The organism is Bacillus sp. LJBS17 (genome assembly GCF_019334685.1).
Classification (GTDB): Bacteria; Bacillota; Bacilli; order Bacillales; family Bacillaceae; genus Bacillus; species Bacillus subtilis.
In genome coordinates this window covers 1,354,900-1,368,601 of the sequence record NZ_CP079759.1, presented here as the reverse complement: position 1 = coordinate 1,368,601, position 13,702 = coordinate 1,354,900, and the positions used below count along the sequence as shown (strand labels likewise).

16 protein-coding genes, 1 pseudogene and 1 riboswitch are annotated in these 13,702 nt (G+C 45.1%); of the genes and pseudogenes, 4 read left to right on the top strand and 13 right to left on the bottom strand.

The annotated features are described in order from the left end of the window. Positions 1-103 precede the first annotated feature (103 nt). Together metE and guaD are read left to right on the top strand one after the other, a co-directional pair. On the top strand, positions 104-2,392 hold the full coding sequence (metE, locus tag KXZ66_RS07110) for a 5-methyltetrahydropteroyltriglutamate--homocysteine S-methyltransferase (protein ID WP_003232565.1): 2,289 nt from the start codon (positions 104-106) through the stop codon (positions 2,390-2,392). A gap of 172 nt (positions 2,393-2,564) precedes the next feature. Continuing rightward, the gene (gene guaD, locus KXZ66_RS07105) at positions 2,565-3,035 is read left to right on the top strand and encodes a guanine deaminase (RefSeq protein WP_038829040.1); all 471 of its coding nucleotides are present in this window, start codon (positions 2,565-2,567) and stop codon (positions 3,033-3,035) included. A 48-nt stretch (positions 3,036-3,083) separates the two neighbouring features. On the opposite strand, the pseudogene KXZ66_RS07100 reads toward guaD, so the two are convergent. After that, positions 3,084-3,260, bottom strand: a pseudogene (locus KXZ66_RS07100) (hypothetical protein). Positions 3,261-3,286: 26 nt separating this feature from the next. Further along, positions 3,287-3,697, bottom strand: coding sequence for an organic hydroperoxide resistance protein OhrB (locus KXZ66_RS07095; RefSeq protein WP_003232570.1), 411 nt, complete (start codon positions 3,695-3,697; stop codon positions 3,287-3,289). 142 nt (positions 3,698-3,839) lie between these two features. Between KXZ66_RS07095 and ohrR the strand changes: the two genes are divergently transcribed. Continuing rightward, on the top strand, positions 3,840-4,283 hold the full coding sequence (gene ohrR / locus KXZ66_RS07090; RefSeq protein ID WP_141949430.1) for an organic hydroperoxide resistance transcriptional regulator OhrR: 444 nt from the start codon (positions 3,840-3,842) through the stop codon (positions 4,281-4,283). Between the two features lie 30 nt (positions 4,284-4,313). On the opposite strand, the gene KXZ66_RS07085 is transcribed toward ohrR, so the two are convergent. From KXZ66_RS07085 to KXZ66_RS07045, 9 genes are all read right to left on the bottom strand, one after another. Then, the gene (locus KXZ66_RS07085) at positions 4,314-4,739 is read right to left on the bottom strand and encodes an organic hydroperoxide resistance protein (protein ID WP_003232574.1); all 426 of its coding nucleotides are present in this window, start codon (positions 4,737-4,739) and stop codon (positions 4,314-4,316) included. Positions 4,740-4,864: 125 nt separating this feature from the next. Further along, the gene (proA, locus tag KXZ66_RS07080; protein ID WP_014476586.1) at positions 4,865-6,112 is read right to left on the bottom strand and encodes a glutamate-5-semialdehyde dehydrogenase; all 1,248 of its coding nucleotides are present in this window, start codon (positions 6,110-6,112) and stop codon (positions 4,865-4,867) included. A gap of 11 nt (positions 6,113-6,123) precedes the next feature. Further along, on the bottom strand, positions 6,124-7,221 hold the full coding sequence (proB, locus tag KXZ66_RS07075) for a glutamate 5-kinase (protein ID WP_017695098.1): 1,098 nt from the start codon (positions 7,219-7,221) through the stop codon (positions 6,124-6,126). A gap of 350 nt (positions 7,222-7,571) precedes the next feature. Then, positions 7,572-8,474 carry a formyltetrahydrofolate deformylase gene (gene purU / locus KXZ66_RS07070; protein WP_021479442.1) on the bottom strand — a complete coding sequence of 301 codons (903 nt, stop codon included), beginning with the start codon at positions 8,472-8,474 and terminating at the stop codon, positions 7,572-7,574. Positions 8,475-8,544: 70 nt separating this feature from the next. Continuing rightward, positions 8,545-8,862, bottom strand: a complete 318-nt coding sequence (gene ykkD, locus KXZ66_RS07065) for a multidrug efflux SMR transporter subunit YkkD (protein ID WP_015252242.1) — start codon at positions 8,860-8,862, stop codon at positions 8,545-8,547. Next, entirely contained in the window at positions 8,862-9,200 is a 339-nt protein-coding gene (gene ykkC, locus KXZ66_RS07060) for a multidrug efflux SMR transporter subunit YkkC (RefSeq protein WP_151870270.1), read from the bottom strand. Before ykkC ends, ykkD begins: the two co-directional genes overlap by 1 nt. A 77-nt stretch (positions 9,201-9,277) precedes the next feature. Further along, positions 9,278-9,389: riboswitch (guanidine-I (ykkC/yxkD leader) on the bottom strand. A 32-nt stretch (positions 9,390-9,421) separates the two neighbouring features. Next, the gene (locus tag KXZ66_RS07055) at positions 9,422-9,940 is read right to left on the bottom strand and encodes a GNAT family N-acetyltransferase (RefSeq protein ID WP_021479443.1); all 519 of its coding nucleotides are present in this window, start codon (positions 9,938-9,940) and stop codon (positions 9,422-9,424) included. After that, complete coding sequence (locus KXZ66_RS07050; RefSeq protein ID WP_049139777.1) at positions 9,930-10,457, bottom strand: DinB family protein; 528 nt, start codon at positions 10,455-10,457, stop codon at positions 9,930-9,932. The genes KXZ66_RS07055 and KXZ66_RS07050 overlap by 11 nt, the downstream gene beginning before the upstream one ends. Positions 10,458-10,548: 91 nt before the next feature. Then, positions 10,549-11,280, bottom strand: a complete 732-nt coding sequence (locus tag KXZ66_RS07045; RefSeq protein WP_015715759.1) for a DUF421 domain-containing protein — start codon at positions 11,278-11,280, stop codon at positions 10,549-10,551. A gap of 148 nt (positions 11,281-11,428) precedes the next feature. Between KXZ66_RS07045 and KXZ66_RS07040 the strand changes: the two genes are divergently transcribed. Continuing rightward, a complete protein-coding gene (locus tag KXZ66_RS07040) occupies positions 11,429-11,653 on the top strand; it encodes a hypothetical protein (RefSeq protein ID WP_032725555.1) in 225 nt (74 codons plus the stop codon). A 76-nt stretch (positions 11,654-11,729) separates the two neighbouring features. Here the strand turns inward: KXZ66_RS07040 and hmpA are convergent, their stop codons facing one another. Further along, positions 11,730-12,929 carry an NO-inducible flavohemoprotein gene (gene hmpA / locus KXZ66_RS07035; protein WP_072175406.1) on the bottom strand — a complete coding sequence of 400 codons (1,200 nt, stop codon included), beginning with the start codon at positions 12,927-12,929 and terminating at the stop codon, positions 11,730-11,732. Positions 12,930-13,170: 241 nt separating this feature from the next. Beyond that, complete coding sequence (locus tag KXZ66_RS07030) at positions 13,171-13,689, bottom strand: acyl-CoA thioesterase (protein WP_003232595.1); 519 nt, start codon at positions 13,687-13,689, stop codon at positions 13,171-13,173. Between the last annotated feature and the right edge of the window lie 13 nt (positions 13,690-13,702).

The window sequence follows — 13,702 nt, the reverse complement described above, 5'->3', positions numbered from 1 at the left end:
CTCTTTCTCTCATGGGAAAGAGGCTTTTTGTTGTGAGAAAACCTCTTAGCAGCCTGTATCCGCGGGTTAAAGAGAGTGTTTTACATATAAAGGAGGAGAAACAATGACAACCATCAAAACATCGAATTTAGGATTTCCGAGAATCGGACTGAACCGGGAATGGAAAAAAGCACTTGAAGCGTATTGGAAAGGCAGTACTGATAAAGATACGTTTTTGAAGCAAATCGACGAACTATTTTTATCCGCAGTAAAAACACAAATTGACCAGCAGATTGATGTTGTGCCTGTTTCTGATTTCACACAGTATGACCATGTACTCGACACAGCAGTCAGCTTCAACTGGATCCCGAAACGTTTCAGACATTTGACTGACGCTACCGATACATACTTCGCTATCGCCCGCGGAATCAAAGACGCCGTATCTAGTGAAATGACAAAATGGTTTAATACAAATTACCATTACATCGTTCCGGAATATGACGAGAGCATTGAGTTCCGTCTGACAAGAAACAAACAACTCGAAGATTATCGCCGGATCAAACAGGAATACGGTGTGGAAACAAAGCCTGTGATTGTCGGCCCTTATACGTTCGTTACGCTTGCTAAAGGCTATGAACCGTCTGAAGCAAAAGCGATCCAAAAACGACTTGTGCCATTATATGTACAGCTTTTGAAAGAGCTTGAAGAAGAAGGCGTAAAATGGGTTCAAATCGATGAGCCGGCGCTCGTTACCGCCTCTAGTGAAGATGTCCGCGGTGCAAAAGAATTATTTGAAAGCATTACAAGTGAGCTTTCATCCTTGAATGTGCTTTTGCAGACGTATTTTGATTCTGTTGATGCTTATGAAGAGCTGATCTCTTACCCGGTTCAGGGAATTGGCCTTGATTTCGTTCACGACAAAGGCAGAAACCTGGAACAGCTTAAAACACATGGCTTTCCGACAGATAAAGTGCTGGCAGCCGGCGTTATCGACGGACGCAACATTTGGAAAGCGGACCTTGAAGAGCGTCTCGATGCCGTTCTTGATATTCTCAGCATTGCAAAAGTTGATGAACTGTGGATTCAGCCTTCCAGCAGCCTGCTGCATGTTCCAGTAGCGAAACACCCTGATGAGCATTTGGAAAAAGACCTATTGAACGGATTATCCTACGCAAAAGAAAAGCTGGCCGAGCTGACAGCTTTGAAAGAAGGCTTAGTATCAGGAAAAGCGGCGATCAGCGAAGAGATTCAGCAGGCTAAGGCTGATATCCAGGCGCTTAAACAGTTTGCAACAGGCGCCAATTCTGAACAAAAGAAAGAGCTTGAGCAATTAACTGATAAAGACTTCAAGCGCCCGATTCCGTTTGAAGAACGTTTAGCCCTGCAAAATGAATCTCTCGGCCTTCCGCTTTTGCCGACGACAACGATCGGCAGCTTCCCGCAGTCTGCTGAAGTGCGGAGCGCACGCCAAAAATGGCGGAAAGCTGAGTGGTCCGATGAACAGTATCAAAACTTTATCAATGCGGAAACAAAAAGATGGATTGATATTCAGGAAGAATTGGAGCTTGATGTCCTTGTTCACGGCGAATTTGAACGGACAGACATGGTCGAATACTTCGGTGAAAAGCTGGCCGGTTTCGCCTTCACTAAATATGCCTGGGTTCAATCATACGGCTCACGCTGTGTCCGCCCGCCAGTCATTTACGGAGATGTTGAATTTATTGAACCGATGACAGTGAAAGACACAGTCTACGCACAGTCATTGACTTCCAAGCATGTAAAAGGAATGCTGACGGGCCCGGTTACAATCTTAAACTGGTCTTTCCCTCGAAACGACATCTCGAGGAAAGAAATCGCCTTCCAAATCGGGCTTGCCCTTCGCAAAGAAGTTAAAGCGCTTGAAGACGCAGGCATTCAAATCATTCAAGTCGATGAACCAGCGCTGCGTGAAGGCCTTCCATTAAAAACCCGCGATTGGGATGAGTATTTGACTTGGGCGGCAGAAGCTTTCAGATTAACCACTTCTTCCGTGAAAAACGAGACACAAATTCATACACATATGTGCTACAGCAACTTCGAAGATATCGTTGATACAATCAATGATCTTGATGCCGATGTGATTACAATCGAACATAGCAGAAGCCACGGAGGATTTTTAGATTACTTAAAAAACCACCCGTATTTGAAAGGGCTTGGCCTTGGTGTATATGACATTCACAGCCCTCGTGTGCCGTCAACTGAAGAAATGTACAATATTATCGTTGATGCGCTTGCCGTCTGTCCGACTGACCGCTTCTGGGTAAATCCAGACTGCGGATTGAAAACAAGACAGCAGGAAGAAACGGTTGCAGCATTGAAAAACATGGTTGAAGCTGCAAAACAGGCAAGAGCACAGCAGACACAGCTAGTATAATTTGAAAAAACCATCTGCATTTGGCAGATGGTTTTTTTCTATAATACAGCCACAATAGTTTCTTATTTTAGCAAATCCCCCAATTACTTTGTTTATTTTGCACTTTTTTAAGAATGTTCTTTGCATTTTTTTCGGCTATACTAATAACACTCTATTGACAGGAGGGATTGGGATGAATCATGAAACGTTCTTAAAACGGGCTGTCACTCTCGCATGTGAAGGAGTGAATGCAGGAATCGGCGGGCCTTTTGGAGCCGTTATCGTGAAAGACGGAGCCATTATTGCAGAGGGACAGAACAACGTCACAACAAGCAATGATCCGACTGCCCACGCGGAAGTCACAGCTATTCGAAAAGCCTGTAAGGTGCTAGGAGCATACCAGCTTGATGACTGCATTTTGTATACGAGCTGTGAACCATGCCCAATGTGCTTGGGCGCCATCTACTGGGCCCGGCCTAAAGCCGTTTTCTATGCAGCTGAGCACACAGACGCTGCCGAAGCCGGGTTTGATGATTCATTCATTTATAAAGAAATTGATAAACCTGCTGAAGAAAGATCGATCCCCTTTTATCAAGTGACACTAACAGAGCATTTATCCCCGTTTCAAGCATGGCGGAACTTCGCCAATAAGAAAGAATATTAAAAGGATCAGGCATGCGCGGCCTGGTCCTTGTTATTTCTCCAAGTAGCGCTATGCCCTGTGCAAATACAAAACAGCAATCATGCGCGCCGGAATTCAGCTTGGCAGACACCGAGCCAGCCGCCCGCTTCACCTGTAACTTTTGGTTTAAAGGCATGCTTCAAACGCTTCTCTGAAGTTTTATCATAAATCTGTGCCCGCCCCGCATGCTCCGACACCAAAAAACATCCTGAGAACACTCAGGATGCCGGTCATTATTTTAATTCTAGTTTTACATCAACATTTCCTCTGGTTGCCTTTGAGTAAGGACAGAATTCATGAGCGGCGTTGACAAGCTCTTGTGCCTTTTCCCGATCTAAATCTTTCGTGTTCACAACAAGTGTGACACCGATTTTAAACCCGCCGTCGCTCTCATCCTTCATGAGGCTGACCTGCCCTTCAATCTCCGAATCAATTTCGATATTCTGCTCTTTGGCTACGTGTTCGAGCGCGCCGCCGAAGCATGCAGCATACCCTGCCGCAAAGAGCTGTTCCGGATTTGTGCCGGTTTGTCCTTCTTTTTTGGCATTTGGCATGACAATATCAAAATCAAGAACACCGTCATCTGATGTAATATGTCCTGCTCGTCCGCCTCGCGCGGTTACTTTTGCTGTAAATAGTGCCATATTTCCCAACCTCCTTATTTGTATCTAGTTGTTATATTTCCCTTTCTGATCTTTTTAAACATGCTATGTTTGCCGAGAATAGGAAAAGTGAGGTTTTTCAGATACAATAGAATCGAATGACAAAAAAGAGTTGGTGAACAAAATGGAAAATAAATTTGATCATATGAAATTGGAGAATCAGCTATGTTTTTTGCTATATGCAAGTTCGCGGGAAATGACAAAGCAATACAAGCCGCTGCTTGATAAGCTGAATATAACATACCCTCAATATTTGGCTTTGCTTTTGTTATGGGAACATGAAACGCTTACTGTCAAAAAAATAGGCGAACAGCTGTATTTAGATTCAGGAACGCTCACTCCGATGCTTAAACGAATGGAACAACAGGGTTTGATTACGAGAAAAAGATCTGAAGAGGATGAGCGGTCCGTGTTGATCAGCCTGACAGAGGACGGAGCGTTATTAAAAGAAAAAGCGGCTGACATTCCAGAGACAATTCTGGGGCTCTCAAAGCAGTCTGGGGAGGATCTCAAACAGTTAAAATCCGCTCTATATACATTGCTGGAAACACTTCATCAAAAAAATTGAGGATGCCTTGTACAGGCATCCTCTTTTTATTTATTCAGCAACTTCAAGTGTCACATCAATATTTCCGGAGGTTGCTTTTGAGTACGGGCAGACGCCGTGCGCTTTTTTCACAAGCGCCTCCAATTCTGATGCACTGACTCCTTCTCCTTTTACTTGCAGCGTCACACCCAGCTTATAGCCCTGGTCCGCTTCATCCTTTAACAGGCTAACATTTGCTGTAACCTCTGTCTCTACTTTTACCCGTTCTGTTCTTGCGACAAGCTGCAGGGCGCTGTCAAAGCAAGCTGCATAACCTGCTGCAAACAGCTGCTCTGGATTTGTCGCTTTTTCTAATTTCTTGGCTCTCGGTGTCCCCGGCATTGCGACATCAAGCTCAAGAACGCGGTCTGATGAAATGACCTTTCCTTCTCTTCCTCCTACCGCTGAAACAGTTGCGGTAAATAATGGCTGACTCATTTTTCATTCCCCCAATATATTTTATACAATTAAATTGTACACAATTAAATTTGAAATGTCAATTTTTCGCGTATAAAAAAGCTTATCTCGTAATGAGATAAGCTTTTTCATTGAACTTTGCCCCGCTATTCACGGATTTGCCCAGTTCCTTTAATGATGTATTTTGTAGAAGTCAGTGCAGGAAGCCCCATCGGTCCTCTTGCATGAAGCTTTTGCGTGCTGATGCCGATTTCGGCTCCGTAGCCGAATTCAAAGCCGTCGGTAAAGCGGGTTGACGCGTTATGATAGACCGCGGCAGCATCGACAGCCGTTTGAAAATATGCCGCGTTTTTGTCATTTTCAGTTAAAATCGCTTCTGAATGATTGGTGCCGTATTGTTGGATATGCTTCACAGCTTCTTGGACGTTTTCAACCGTCTTTACACTGAGGACAGGCGCTAAAAATTCGGTTTCCCAATCTTCTTTTGATGCTTGTTTGCTTGAAGGATGAAGTTCACACACCAATTCATCACCGCGAATTTCAACTCCCGCGTTTTCCAGCTGGTCCAGCAATTCTTTCCCGTGCTGTCTTGCCCAAGCCTTGTGAATCAGCAATGATTCAATCGCGTTGCATACGGAAGGGCGTTGCGTTTTGGCATTTACGACAACCTTTTCTGCCATTTGCGGTTTGGCTGTTTCGTCAATGAATATGTGGCAGTTTCCTGCTCCCGTTTCTAATACAGGAACTGTTGATTCTCTCACAACGAGATCAATCAGTTTCTTGCCTCCGCGCGGAATCAATACGTCTAAGCCATCATTTAACGTAAAGAGCTCTTTTGCTGTCTCTCTGCTTGTATCCTCAATCAGCTGCACAGCGTGAATCGGAAGCGCTGATTGCTCAAGTGCTCTGTGAATGACACTGACGAGCGCTTTGTTGCTGTGGATGGCTGAGGAGCTTCCCCGCAGCACAACCGCGTTCCCTGTCTTCAGGCAAAGGGTAGCCGCATCAACTGTGACGTTTGGCCTCGCCTCATAAATCATTCCTACGACACCGAGCGGCACACGGATTTTTTCAATAAACAGGCCGTTTTCTTTTTCAATCGTTTCAAGAGAGTCGCCGATTGGGTCCGCTAAGTCGATTAAGAGCTCCACCGCGTCCGCGATATCGCGTATCCGTTTCTCATCCAGTGTGAGACGGTCAATGATGTCCGGAGTTAAACCATTCTCTTTTCCGTTCTCAATGTCTTTTGCATTCTCCGCCAAGAGAAAATCAAGTTCTTTGCGGAGTCCGTTTGCAATGAGGCTGAGCGCCTCATCCTTCTCGGCTGTTGTTTTCATGATCATTTCGGCTGCTGCTTCTTTCGCCAGCTTCGCTTTTACAGAAACTTCACTCATTTTTCCGCCTCCTAGTCGTTTACATTGACCCAGTCATTCCTATGAATAACCTCAAACGTTTTCTCAAAATCAAGTTCGTCACTGCGTTTTCCTTTGGCTTCCATAATCTCCTCAGAGGAGTAATGGGTTTGGCCTTTGCCGATCACGCCGCCCGGTCCCCTGACTTCCACGACCGCCCCTTTCGGAAAGCTTCCGTTCACACCCACAACGCCAGCGGGCAAAAGGCTGCTTCCATTATGGATCATCGCCTCCTCGGCACCCGCATCAATGATAATTTCTCCCGATATCGGCGAGTGGAACTGAATCCACTGCCTTGTGTTGTTAACCGAAGATAGTTCTTTGTCTCCGATATAAGTGCCGTCTCCCCTGCCGTCCAAAATGTCCGCAAGTTTTTGCTCTCCGCTGCCAGTTCCAATGAATACTTTCACTCCCAGAGACAGCGCGGTTTGTGCGGCTAACAGCTTTGATTTCATTCCGCCGGTGCCGACCTTTGATCCAGCTGAACCTGCATATCCAAGCAATTCAGGCGTGATCTCCGGCAAATAATCAAATCGTTTCGCCTCAGGATTTTCATTTGGATTGGCATCATACAGTCCGTTAATGTCGGTGAGAATCATGAGCTGGTCCGCGTGAATCAATCCGCTGACTAACGCAGAAAGCATATCATTATCTCCGAATGTCAATTCTTCAACAGACGTAGAATCGTTCTCGTTGATAATCGGAATGACGCCGCGTTCCAATAATTCCATTATCGTAGCATACGCGTTTCGGTACCGTTCTCTTTTCGAAAAATCATTTCTCGTTAAAAGGATTTGTCCCGGAGTCAGTGAGTATTGTTTAAATTGATTCATATATTGCTGCATTAACAGTGTTTGTCCGACCGCGGCCGCCGCCTGTTTTCCTTTGATGGTAACGGGACGGGATGGATAACCGAGGCTGGAAAACCCCGCCGCTACGGCACCTGAGGTAATCAGAATCATTTCATGCCCCGCTTTTTTTAACACGGAAATCGCCTGAACATGCTCTCTGATTTTTGCCTCATCAATGCTTCCTTTGCTATTCGTGAGCGAACTGCTTCCTATTTTCACTACTATTCTTTGTTTTTTCATTTATTCTCCTCCGCGGCTCTTCTACAATAAAAAAACCCATTTCATCCTGATTCATAAGGACGAAATGGGTTTCCGTGGTACCACCTTGATTGAACGCGCTTGTGCACGCTCCGCTCTCCTGTAACGCCAGGTTATGCGCCTAGGTTTTCCCCCTAGGACTCCAAGGCAGGTTCGGCAGGTTTCATGCGGCAAAATGTTTCAGCGATTCATTTTGCTCTCTGTCACAGAAAGGTCTGCTTACTAATCCTCTTCAACGCTCAATGATTTTTTTATATTATGCAAAGAAAAAAGACACTTGTCAAGGTTTTTTGTCATCAAAAATAGCCCGCATTGCGCGGGCCTCTTGCAGTCTAGTTAAAGACGATTGTTTTATTTTCATGAACGATGACACGGTCTTCCAAATGCCATTTCACAGCACGGGCAAGCACGCTGCGTTCAATTGTTCTTCCGATGTTTTTCAGCGCTTCCGCATTATCGCGGTGGTCCACACGCTCAATATCCTGTTCAATGATCGGCCCTTCATCAAGATCGTTTGTCACATAATGAGATGTCGCACCGATCAGTTTCACGCCGCGCTCGTAGGCCCGTTTGTACGGATTCGCACCGATAAAAGCTGGCAGGAATGAATGGTGGATATTGATGATGCGATTCGGATGAGCCGAAACAAAATCAGGAGTTAGAATCTGCATATAGCGTGCGAGAACGATGACATCAACATCGTACTGCTCCAGCAGTTCAAGCTGCTTCTTTTCGACTTCCGCTCTGATGTCTTTGTTCGCTTTCATATAGTGGAATGGAATGTTCAGGCGCTCAACCAGCTCTCTCGCTTCCTCATGGTTACTGATGACAACAGCGATCTCCGCCATCAGGTTGCCGGTTTGCCATTCCCAAATCAGCTCATGCAGGCAGTGGAGCTCCTTTGAAACGAAAATGGCGACACGCTTCAGTTCGCTCGCCAAAGTTAAGCTCCATGTCATGTCGAATTTTTCCGCAACAGAGGCAAACGCTGCCTGAAGTGATGTTTTTTTCTCACGAATGCCTGCGCAGTCGAATTCGATTCTCAGGAAGAACCGGCCGCCTTCAGGGTCTGTCGTATATTGATTTGATTCTATAATATTGGCACCGTGTTCAAATAAAAACGCGGAAACTGCAGAGACGATACCCGGCTGATCGGGGCAGCTGACCAAGAGCCGCCCTTTATCCTCATTTCCGTCACGGTATTCGTCCAACCGCTGAGTCATATATGATTTCATGAATAATCCCTCTTATCTTTGTAAGTCTAAACTATTTATCCATTATACTGAAGATTTGATAAAAATCAATTTATGACAGAATTTTTAAACCAACTGCTGAGCATAAAATCAACGCGATAAAGAAGATCCGTTTGGCGTCTTTCTGCTCCTTGTAAAAGAGGATGCCGATAAGCGCCCCGCCGGCGGTGCCAATTCCTGTCCAGACCGCGTAAGCCGTTCCCATCGGAATGGTTTCCATTGCGTACGACAGCAAGGAAAATGAAGCGGCAAAACCAACAATGATCAACAGCACCCATTTCACGCTTTTTTCTTTCGCATATTGATTCATAAGGGCCACGCCGGCCATTTCTAAACAGCCCGCGCACAATAAACTGATCCAGTGCAGCATTATGCCTCGCCTCCTTTTTCCTCTGTCTCATCCTGTGTCACAAGCTTCAACCCGATTACACCGATTAAGAGCACGCCAATTAACAATAGCTTCGGCCATCCAACCGGTTCATGAAAGAGAACGATTTCACTAAGTACTGTTCCCGCTGTGCCGAGCCCGGTAAAGACGGCATACACGGTACCAACAGGCAGACTGTGAGTCGCCTTCATTAGAAGGTAAAAGCTGAATATGATGCCGATGGCAGTGCTGCTCCATGTTAAGGCTGAGTCAGCGTGCTTTAAGCCTATCACCCAAACAACCTCGAAAACAGCGGCAAGCACGACCAATCCCCATTTCATTTTGAGTCATTCCTTTCTATCTATTAGGATTCTCCGAAAACAAAAAAACCCCGGACAGTCGTCTCACATGAGATTGACTCTCCCGGGCTTTTTTCCCTCCGTGTGCATACGCGCTTCTATTTACGCGTATGTGTTTTCTCTCGGACCAGTCCATGTCAATTGACATGCGGAACCCTAGAAAACTTTACATGATATCATGATACTAAACTCAGCTCTATCTTTCAATTGTAAGATTTTCTTTCATATACCGCGATCGGTTTATTCCATTTTCTGATCGTTTTGCTGTAATGCATGCCGATTTTCTCCGCTACCCGTATGGACGCTTTGTTACCTGGATCAATCAAAGCCGTCATTTTGCCGAACTGCCGCTCGTTAAAGCCATAGTCCAGACAGGCCCGAGCCGCTTCTTGCGCATAGCCGTTCCCCCAGTGGCGGCGGGCAAACATATAGCCAATTTCCATTACGGTTTGATTTTCAATCTGCTGGGGAACGATGCCGCATTGCCCCAAAAACTCCCCTGTCCGCTTATCTTCGGCGATCCACAGACTAACGCCGTACCCTTTTTCATTTCGTTGGTTCCAATTGACCCACTCGCGGGTTTGCCTCTTATCTTTTAAACCGGAATAATATTTCATGACGTCAGGATCATTAAAAAGCAGCCCAAACAAAGTGGCTTGATCCCGATCTTCCATACAGCGCAAACGAATTCGATCAGTCACAAGCTTCGTTTTAGCGTTCATATTTCGCCACATCCTGCTTCCATTCTTTTTTGAGAGCTTCAATATGTGCCTGATGATAGCGGTTATGATCTGCCATATGCCAAATTCCCCATCGTATCGTCGCGGTGTCACCTTCAAAAGAAAGCGGCTGGTTCAAAGCATTTTCAGTTAAAGTGAAGCATACCGATTTCAACTCCTCAACTACATGCTGATGTCTTTTCAGGAGTTCATCTAAGTCTGGCTGATTCACCGGTTCAGGCAGCCGTCCGCTTTCATCTGTCATCGGGCCGTATGCCTGTTCAATATGGTCCGGTATCCGATTTTCCTTGATACGCCAGACCCATCTGATATCAACATTTGTGATATGGTGCAAAAGCTGAGCCGTGCTGTTTTTTGTTTGGCAGCGCCCCTTATAGTAAAGTTCACTGTGTGTCATATGGCTTACGATGGAAGCCAGACGGAGACTGTTTTCTTCCACTGCGGAATACAGCAAACTGACCGTTGGCGCCATGTCGTTTCTTATGGATAAGTCCTTCATGTTCAGTTCCCCTCCTAACTAGGTACATTTGACACCAAACAAAAATTCCCTTTAAAAAAGAAAAAAGCTCTCATTACAAGAGAGAGCCATCTTAATTGTTATTTCCCGGTTTATATAAGTAAGGATCATGCTGCGGTTCATTAGCGGTATTTAAATCAAGGGATATATCACCGCGTGCATTCATCGTGCCAAGGGTAATCGAAGACAGCAGTTTGGGGCTGTACCCTTTTTCCTCAAGCTTCTCAAACAGCCAGGATCGGTTTTTTTGGAGATATTTCAAATTATGATCAAGGATTTCGCCATCCAGTATGAGCGGAATCGGGATAAAATTCCGTTCAGCTTCCATATTCAAATCCCGCACCTGCACCGCTCTCGCTTCCTCTTTCGGGATGACGCTTACTTCTCCCGTTTCTTCAATGATAGCAAGATCAATGTCAGCCGGGTCGGCATAGCCCTTTTCCCTCAGCTTTCCAAGCAGCTCATTAACAGTCAGCCTTTCTTTACGAAGGCCGCGTTCATCAATATCCCCGTTTCGGATTAGGACAGTCGGGCTCACGACTAGGAGCCATCGCCATTTATTAGATAAAGAGAGCTTGCTCATGATAAGATAAAGCACCAAAAAAGCACCCGCATAATAAATTGACATCGGCAGCTTGGATGTAAGGATCGGCTCACTGATAATGGTTCCGATTGCGAAGGTCAAAAGCAGATCAAAATTGTTCATTTGTGACACAGCTTTTTTACCGGCAAGCCGAAACAAAATATATGCAATCGAAAATACGATAACTGGCTTCAGTAAAAATACCCATACCATCCATAACACCGATCTTTACCTCCATCCGCTGGTCATATTGAGCCTATTGTGCCCCGTGGCAGGCCCGCTATGCATCAGTGTCTAAATAGGCGAACGTGCACATCGCCTGAACATAACATAATAGAAAGTGACACCGATTGGAGGCGCAATACGCAATATGAAAAATCAGAAGTCGAATACCCATTGGCCCTTTGATCTGCCATTGGCTCCCCAACCCGCGGGCTACCAGCAGCAAACAATCGACAGGCTGGCCGGTTTGGAGCTAAGGATGGAGCAACTAATTAGAGCGATTGAGGTAAACAATGAATTGCTGAGAACAATGCAAGAACAGCAAAACCGTGTATGCACAAATGGCGGCGGGTCTGTGATTGTCCGGATGTAGAAACCGGCGCTTGTCTACCTTCTTATATCTCAATAAAAAACTCTTCTCTGAAAGGAGAAGAGTTTCATGTATGTGTTCAAACGGACTGCGCCAAACTTAATTGCGGGCCGAATAGCTCGTAATGGATAGATTCCGGCGCTGATCCGAGCTCTGATACAAGCTTATGCATTGCCGTAATAAACGACGGTGAACCGCAAATATAGTAATCCGCATCTGTGTTGGCAATCAGTTCTTTGAGGAATTGCTGATCAATCTGTCCTTCATGAAAATGCAGATCACCTGCACGGTCTTCCTCTGTCGGCTCGCGATACACAAATGCTGTTTTAACAGCAGAATGTTTTGCTGCTTCTTCTACTTCATGGCGCAATGCATGATATTCACTGTTTTTCGCCGCATGAATGAACAGAATTTGCCGTTCAGGCTGTTTGGAAAGAGATGTTTTAAGCATGCTGATCATTGGTGTAATGCCAACTCCGGCACTGATCAAAACGAGATCTTTTTGTGATGCATGATCTAAAACAAAGTCCCCTGCCGGTGCGCTGATCTCTATTGAATCTCCCTCCTGCAGCCCATCGTGTAAGTAAGAAGACACGACACCATCTTTCTTCACTGAAATTCGATAATAGTCTTTTCCCGGCATATCAGACAGGCTGTACTGGCGGATATGCGTATATTCAGAATCAGGAATCCGCACTTTGATGCTGATATATTGCCCTGCTTGGAATTCAGGTAACGGCTTGCCGTCTTCCGGTTTCAAATAGAAGGATGTAATTTCTTTGCTTTCCCGCTCTTTTTTTGCGATAACGAATGGCTTATACTCCTTCCAGCCGCCGGCTTGCTCTTCAGCCTGTTCATACATGTCTTTTTCAATTCCGATGAACGCGTCAGCAATGACTCCGTACGCTTTTTCCCATGCCTGCATAATGTCAGGAGTTGCAGCGTCTCCCAATACATCTTTAATCGCAATCAGCAAATATTTACCGACGATTGGGTAGTGCTCAGGCTTAATTCCGATACTGCGGTGCTTGTGGCCGATTTGTTTGACAACCGGAATGATGTTTCCTAATTGGTCAATGTTTGCCGCAGCTGCAATAACGGCATTTGCCAGAGCAGTTCGCTGTGTTTTTTTCTTTTGGTTTGTTTGATTAAAAATGTTCAAAAGCTCTGGATGGTCTTGAAACATCCGATCGTAAAAACGGCCAGTGATTGTTTCTCCATGCTGTTGCAATACGGGTACAGTGCTTTTAATAATTTCGATTGTTTTGTTATCTAACATTTTATAAACAATCCTTTCGAAAAGATGTATTCATAATATATCTTTAAAATACATGATCTTACGAATAAAAGATATATCTAAAATGAATCTTTAATAAAGTTGTCACAAAATTATCAATTTAACATGACATTTGTTGCTTTTTTATAGAATCCCCTAGCAAAAACGGACTAACCATTGCAATAATCACCATTGAAAAGTACAAAAAAAAAACCCAAAACAACTTATGTTTTGGGTTTAACGTTCACCAAGGCTTATCAGTTCCGAGCGCATTTGCAAGCGCCTGGCTGTGTTTCTTGCGGTTCTTACGTTCATTAGCACGCTGTACAGCTGTATTATGCAGCATGATTTCTTCTTCTGTTTCCGGTACAACCCTCGGTACAGGCACCGGCTTGCCATTTGAATCTAATGCGACAAATGTCAAAAAGGATGTGGCAGCGAGTTCCCGTTCGCCAGTCATCAAATGCTCCTTAATAACTTTCACAAATACTTCCATGGAAGATGTGCCGACCCATGTCACATATGACTCTAGGCAGACAGAATCCTTTTGCCCGATCGGCTTTAAAAAATCTACAGAATCCATTGAAGCTGTTACCGTTTCACGTCTGCAATGGCGCGCCGCTGAAATAGAGGCAATGTCGTCTATGTAGCTCATTAATTTTCCGCCAAACAGCGTATTATGGTTGTTCGTGTCAAGCGGGAACACCCTGCTGGTTTTCACAACCTTTGACTCTTTACAAAATCTTGTTTCCGGTGTTTCCATACCTTTCTCCCCT

What these genes read in the sequence shown, in the direction of transcription:
- KXZ66_RS07030 (WP_003232595.1), bottom strand. Translation starts at nt 13,689, where the DNA reads ATGGAAACACCGGAAACAAGATTTTGTAAAGAGTCAAAGGTTGTGAAA.
- proA (WP_014476586.1), bottom strand. Translation starts at nt 6,112, where the DNA reads ATGAGTGAAGTTTCTGTAAAAGCGAAGCTGGCGAAAGAAGCAGCAGCC.
- proB (WP_017695098.1), bottom strand. Translation starts at nt 7,221, where the DNA reads ATGAAAAAACAAAGAATAGTAGTGAAAATAGGAAGCAGTTCGCTCACG.
- ykkC (WP_151870270.1), bottom strand. Translation starts at nt 9,200, where the DNA reads ATGAAATGGGGATTGGTCGTGCTTGCCGCTGTTTTCGAGGTTGTTTGG.
- ohrR (WP_141949430.1), top strand. Translation starts at nt 3,840, where the DNA reads ATGGAAAATAAATTTGATCATATGAAATTGGAGAATCAGCTATGTTTT.
- metE (WP_003232565.1), top strand. Translation starts at nt 104, where the DNA reads ATGACAACCATCAAAACATCGAATTTAGGATTTCCGAGAATCGGACTG.
- purU (WP_021479442.1), bottom strand. Translation starts at nt 8,474, where the DNA reads ATGAAATCATATATGACTCAGCGGTTGGACGAATACCGTGACGGAAAT.
- ykkD (WP_015252242.1), bottom strand. Translation starts at nt 8,862, where the DNA reads ATGCTGCACTGGATCAGTTTATTGTGCGCGGGCTGTTTAGAAATGGCC.
- KXZ66_RS07040 (WP_032725555.1), top strand. Translation starts at nt 11,429, where the DNA reads ATGAAAAATCAGAAGTCGAATACCCATTGGCCCTTTGATCTGCCATTG.
- KXZ66_RS07055 (WP_021479443.1), bottom strand. Translation starts at nt 9,940, where the DNA reads ATGAACGCTAAAACGAAGCTTGTGACTGATCGAATTCGTTTGCGCTGT.
- KXZ66_RS07085 (WP_003232574.1), bottom strand. Translation starts at nt 4,739, where the DNA reads ATGAGTCAGCCATTATTTACCGCAACTGTTTCAGCGGTAGGAGGAAGA.
- KXZ66_RS07050 (WP_049139777.1), bottom strand. Translation starts at nt 10,457, where the DNA reads ATGAAGGACTTATCCATAAGAAACGACATGGCGCCAACGGTCAGTTTG.
- KXZ66_RS07095 (WP_003232570.1), bottom strand. Translation starts at nt 3,697, where the DNA reads ATGGCACTATTTACAGCAAAAGTAACCGCGCGAGGCGGACGAGCAGGA.
- hmpA (WP_072175406.1), bottom strand. Translation starts at nt 12,929, where the DNA reads ATGTTAGATAACAAAACAATCGAAATTATTAAAAGCACTGTACCCGTA.
- guaD (WP_038829040.1), top strand. Translation starts at nt 2,565, where the DNA reads ATGAATCATGAAACGTTCTTAAAACGGGCTGTCACTCTCGCATGTGAA.